This window comes from Streptococcus sp. 210928-DFI.4.42 (assembly GCF_020554365.1).
GTDB classification, from domain to species: domain Bacteria; phylum Bacillota; class Bacilli; order Lactobacillales; family Streptococcaceae; genus Streptococcus; species Streptococcus parasanguinis_S.
The window spans coordinates 1-5,398 of record NZ_JAJCHF010000041.1; the positions used below are offsets into that span (position 1 = coordinate 1).

Consider the following 5,398-nt stretch of genomic DNA (forward strand, 5'->3'; position numbering starts at 1 on the left):
TTGTGTTTTCTTGTGGAATTATTTATAGTAAGGGGGTAGTTACTGGAGTAGAAGTATATATGAGTGTATTAGAGTTAGAAAGATTAAATAAATTGTTTAAAATATAGTTTTGAAGCATATTAAATTTTGTCGGACAATAACGAAAAGGTCCGACTAGTCATTTTGGAAAAATGACTTTGGGTTACGCTAGGGAGGGACCAGCCGAAAAGCTTTAGCGTTTCCGAGGAACAGGGACAAAGTACGGCCAGCAAGGGTTTCTTGTCGTCAAAAGGAAATTGGAATAAAGCAAGCGGGCATGATATAATAATAAATGCTGAAGCGAAACCTTCCGCAAGTCAATGCGAAAGGAGGTGGAGCGAGTGCATTACATTTTCGACGTCTTACTTGCTATCGTGGCAGAAGTAACGGCACATTACATTTGCAAGTGGTTAGATAGCAAGGACAAACGCTAAAGCTAGCCCGACACCGACAAAAAAGCCCCTAGGGAACTGGCATTCCTTAGGGGCTTCGGTGTGCTTGTGCACTACATTTTCGTAAAACCATTATATCACGAGATTAGGCATGTGTCAAAAAATGGGTACATCAGAGGAATTTGAGAGGGATTTTTTAATGTATATAAAGCTAAAATAAATGAGATACACAAAGCTATTCCCAGAATTTCCACCATTTCTTTTTATGTTCTAATAGTAGGGTCTCATTCCTTACTGTCAGAGCTCCAATCAGTTGAAGTTGGCTGTTGCTTGTTTCAATCATGTCAGCAATCTGCTTGTCTTTTTGATCGATTTGATCCACCAATTGAGTACGTTCGCGTTCAAAATCCTCACGCAACTGCTCTATTTGGCTTTGTAGCATCTTTTCTACACGTATGCTAGAGCGTGTAGAGTCATCTACATTTGTATCGACATCTTCTACAATACATCTATCTAACACATATTGTGTTAGACTTTTATTCTGCTTTTTAGAAAGTTCGACAAGCCTTTCTTTTTGTTCTTTTGATACACGCATACTGATTTGCACACTCATTTTCCCCACCTCTTTTTCGTCGATTATATACGTTATACATAACGTTATGTATAACAATTATAGCACTTTCTATACATTTTCTGTACAGATATTTTATTGAAATCGATTTTTAGCTCTCATTTCCTTATCAATTACTGTAGAAAACAAAATCAAAGTGGCTGGCAAGGTAAATATCCCACCCCGATTTTTAATTCTTCAAAACATAATAAAACAATTATAAAATGCAGCTAAAAATCGAAGCCCTGTTTTTTACGATTTCATAATCTAACTAGGCTATTAAACTAGTTAAAAACAAAGCAATAAAAAAAGACGGATAAGCCGTCCTTTTTATTCGTCTAAAAAATCGTAAATATTGGTTTGTCCTTCGACAACGGGTGGCTCTTGCGATGGATTGTCTATTTTAGCTAGTAACTTATTTTTTTCTTTCTTCATGTCGGCCTGTTCTTCTTCTGTCGTTTCATTTTTATAATCCTGTTTCGACCACTTCGGAACATTTGTTTTTGTACTCCGTTTCCTAGTCTTTTTCTCATCACGTTTAACAGCATAACTTGCTTCATAAGATTTTCTTGCATCTTCAACCGTCGTTATACCTTTTTGTCTCCAATTTCGAAGAACGGTTGCTATGTATGTTGCTTTTTCCCCGCCATTTCGATCGAAAATCTCATATGCCAACTCTAATACATTCTTCCTATCGGATTCAACAAAGTCATTTAAGTATCCCAATATTTCCGATTCTGTTGGTTTTTCAACTGATTCAAAGCGGCTGAAAAACCAACCATATTCGTTCGATTCTTTTTTGGAAATTACCTTGCTTTCCATTACTGGATTATTAGGTTTAACAGTAGTTTCTTTTTTTTGTGCCGTTTTTTCAATAGCCAACCTAATTTCGCTAATTTCTTTAGTTGCTCTTTTAATAATGTTTATTGCATCACCTATAGTTTTTTCATTGATGTTGTATAATTCCTTGAGAAGGCTATTATCTTGAGCATATCCAAATCCTAGTAGTTCAACATACAACTCAGTCGCAGTTGCTATTTGTGCCTTTGAAGCTAATTTTGTCTTCTCAGTAGTCCATCGCAATTCTGCACCAATTATTTTTCTACCATTTTTTAACGGCTCATAAATGATGTTTAATTCTGTATTGCTATTGATATTTTCGACGGCTGGAGCTAAATGTTTTCGTTTGATTGCATCGTATCGTTCCATTGATTTCCCGAAAGTACCAAAAATTCCGCGAAGATCCTCATTGCTTAATTGAATTTTTCGTAAACCCGATTGATTAGCTATTAGGATATTTTCATACAACGCTTGCCCTGAAAAATTGAGAGAGGCAAACATATCTAGTCTATAGATCAACGGATTTTCTTCTCTAGATCTCAAAACTCCAATTATTGGAGCTACACCATCTTTTTCGATCTTATTTGAATTAAATATAAAATGGTATTTCCCTTTTTGATAAGAATAAGAACTGAAAATCATAATTCCTTTAGCAGAGCCATTCAGAGGATCATTAATCATCTTCTCATCGATCATCAAAATACTGCTTTCCCCAACTGCTTTTAGATCTTGTAAAATTCGTGATGTTCTGTGTCTTTCATAATCTAAAAGAGAAACAAAATTTTTTAGTTCATCAATTGTAAAAGTGGCTTCAGCAAAATCGCCATCGACTTTTGCGTTTAGCAATGCGAAAGAAAATAATATATTCTGCGCTGTCGTCATTCTGTTTGCTAAACTTGTTATGCGAAAATTTTTGCTTTTAGCCAACTGCTTGTTCTTTATATTGGTCAATTGCCAAACTTCTGGTTGCTTTTCTACTTCGTTCATCTTTCTTGCCTTTCTGTAGTGCTATTATACCACTGTTTAAAACAAAGTGCAACTTTTTGTTAAAACAGTAGCATTTATGTGTTAAAACAGTAGCATTTATGTGTTAAAACGGTAGCACTAATGTGTTAAATCAGTAGCACTAATGTGTTAAAACGGTAGCACTTAAAACCCAAAAAGCCTTATATAACAGGCTTTTTCAGGTTTTTGCGCTTTTGCGTACTAATACCTATACCTATACATATTATTTTAGAAGAAGAAAGCAAGATAAAAAATATACGTTTGTGGTCTTACGATTCACGTTTGATTTGATTGCTACGGTAGCTTTCCTTCAAGGGGTATCTAAGGTAGGTATTAGAGAATCTTTTATTTTGAAGACAACTAGTATTTTACTTTTTCAAGCAAAACAAAAGGATAACCAAATCGTCTTACTCCCTTTAGATAAAAATTTAGATTTTTTATTGACAAAGATAGATTATCGTCGTAAAGTGCTACCAAAAAAACACATACTTTTACTGAAGTCACAAGTAGATTATCTATCTGCTAAGATCGAGATCATCTCTTTCAAATGCCCTATCTCTATCCCCATCTTCTAGTTCAAGATCCTTTCTCTGAATGATCTTCTCAGCAATCTCATCTCGCTCTTTATCTGTCAGATAATATTCTTGATCCAATAATTGAGATCTGTATTTGTTTCTATCTTCAATTACAGCCGTTAATTCTTTAGATAAGCTATCATTTTCTCTAAGTAGACCAGCCATTTCTTCTTTTAGTTTAGCAATTGTAGCCCTCAGGCGCTTTACAATTCCTAAACCAAGAATATGCTCTTTAAAATCCTCTAACAACTGCATCAACGGGCCAGAATTAGCCCTACGTGCCAAGTCGTCAAAGTCTTTTTCTGGAACCATTACGTAGCGTTGTTTTTCCTTGCCAAAGCCTTTTTCTTCGATTTTATAGTTGCGCTTGTCGTCGAGTGGCTTATCCGCGATCAGCTGCATCTTCAACATCGCATCGACCGTATCATCTTTGATCATTTCGAGGTCAAGTTCTTCAGATTTGCTAACAATCTCATCGTTATACTCCTTGATAATTCTAGCTTGCTTCCTCTTACTAGCCTTAAATGCTTCATCTCTTTTTCGGATCATTTCTTCTTGCTTTCGCAATCGCTCGTCTAGCTCGTGCATCTTTTCTTCATGAGCCTTTTCTTCGCGTTGCATTTTAACGATTTGATTTGATTTTCGATTCTCAATGTATTCCATCGCGTCTTTGTACTCGCGCATATCCTTGATATCATTCGTCTGACCAGCTTTTCGGTCAATTCCGATTTCATGTACAAATTCATGCAGACGATGAACTTCTGCATCTCTAAACGCTTTAAGCTGTTCCCTCCCAGATGGGCCGAAGCCTTCCTGTTCCAGAGCCTTTCTAAACGATGGTTGCACAGCAAGCCCATTTTTGTATCCAGTTGCTGTTGGAACCACGTTAAAGTGTGCGTGAGGGGCCCCAGATTCGTCCAGATGGACGATAGCATTGTAAATGGTCATATTATCGTGCCGTTCGTTAAAATCGATTACGTAGCGTTTCAGGGCCTCTCCCGCCTCTTGCCTTTTCTTCAAAACTTAGTCTTTCCCAATCTGCCTTATTACCGACTGCAACAATGAATTCCCTCTGCAGGTCCAAATTTTTGGATTTTTGGACGTGTTTATAGTAGTCATCAATCTTGCGATCTTTTCTTTTTTGCTTTGTGTTGTAAGCATTCAGTGCGTCGTCAAATAGTTCGTGATAAACATCTTTGATATCACGTTTGAAAATCTGAATATTGTATTTCGATTTTTCGCGCTGAATGTGTTTATGAGCGTCGCTGTTAAACTCTTTTTCTGTTAGTTCGCGGTTATTGTGTCTTATATTCGTTTTTCTTGGGTTTGTTTTAAAAGATAATGTCATTGTTTTATTCATGATTTAAACCTACCTTTGAATAGCTACTCATAGTATGCCATTTTTTGTTAAAAAAAAAGACAAAACAGAAGAAAAAAACGCAACACTCAAAGAATTTAACTAGGCTAATAATCTAGTTAATAAAAATATGGATAGATATAGAGATCCATGTTTTGTCCATTTCGTGGGTTTATATATAAGTCCATGAAAAATACAAATAATGGTCTACATAGTTGTCCATGATTTGAGTAGAAAATGGACTATATATAGGACCATGAAAATATAGAATAATGGGATATATAGTAGACCACGAAATGATAAAATCATGGAACATGTATAAGTCCATTATTTATATAAAAGATGGACAACATATAGGCCCATTATTGGGCTTAAACGTGGGTCAGTATATAAAACCATTAACAAACTAAAAACGCTCAATTTAGCCCGAAAAGCGGGCTATGCCGCAGCGCTATCGCTATTCTGCGTCTATATTGTCGATTTAAAACAGACGTAAAAATCATAATCTACAGTCGGGATTTAGTGGGAGTTTCTGTTACTCTTTGGCAAAGAGTAACGTTTTTGTAGTTTTGACATTGCTGCGCAACGTACAAAACTAAAA

Annotated in this window: 4 protein-coding genes; all 4 read right to left on the reverse strand. The window is 35.8% G+C overall.

The features are described 5' to 3' along the window. Window positions 1–645: 645 nt before the first annotated feature. Window positions 646–1,023, reverse strand: coding sequence for a hypothetical protein (locus LIZ08_RS10065; protein WP_129299863.1), 378 nt, complete (start codon window positions 1,021–1,023; stop codon window positions 646–648). A 327-nt stretch (window positions 1,024–1,350) separates the two neighbouring features. Further along, a complete protein-coding gene (locus LIZ08_RS10070; protein WP_129299864.1) occupies window positions 1,351–2,847 on the reverse strand; it encodes a DnaD domain protein in 1,497 nt (498 codons plus the stop codon). A 533-nt stretch (window positions 2,848–3,380) separates the two neighbouring features. After that, window positions 3,381–4,460, reverse strand: coding sequence for a plasmid recombination protein (locus LIZ08_RS10075; RefSeq protein ID WP_227038802.1), 1,080 nt, complete (start codon window positions 4,458–4,460; stop codon window positions 3,381–3,383). After that, a complete protein-coding gene (locus tag LIZ08_RS10080) occupies window positions 4,405–4,800 on the reverse strand; it encodes a plasmid recombination protein (RefSeq protein ID WP_227038804.1) in 396 nt (131 codons plus the stop codon). Before LIZ08_RS10080 ends, LIZ08_RS10075 begins: the two co-directional genes overlap by 56 nt. Window positions 4,801–5,398 lie beyond the last annotated feature (598 nt).

Coding starts and splice junctions, on each gene's coding strand:
- LIZ08_RS10065 (WP_129299863.1), bottom strand. CDS start 1,023: ATGAGTGTGCAAATCAGTATGCGTGTATCAAAAGAACAAAAAGAAAGG.
- LIZ08_RS10070 (WP_129299864.1), bottom strand. CDS start 2,847: ATGAACGAAGTAGAAAAGCAACCAGAAGTTTGGCAATTGACCAATATA.
- LIZ08_RS10080 (WP_227038804.1), bottom strand. CDS start 4,800: ATGAATAAAACAATGACATTATCTTTTAAAACAAACCCAAGAAAAACG.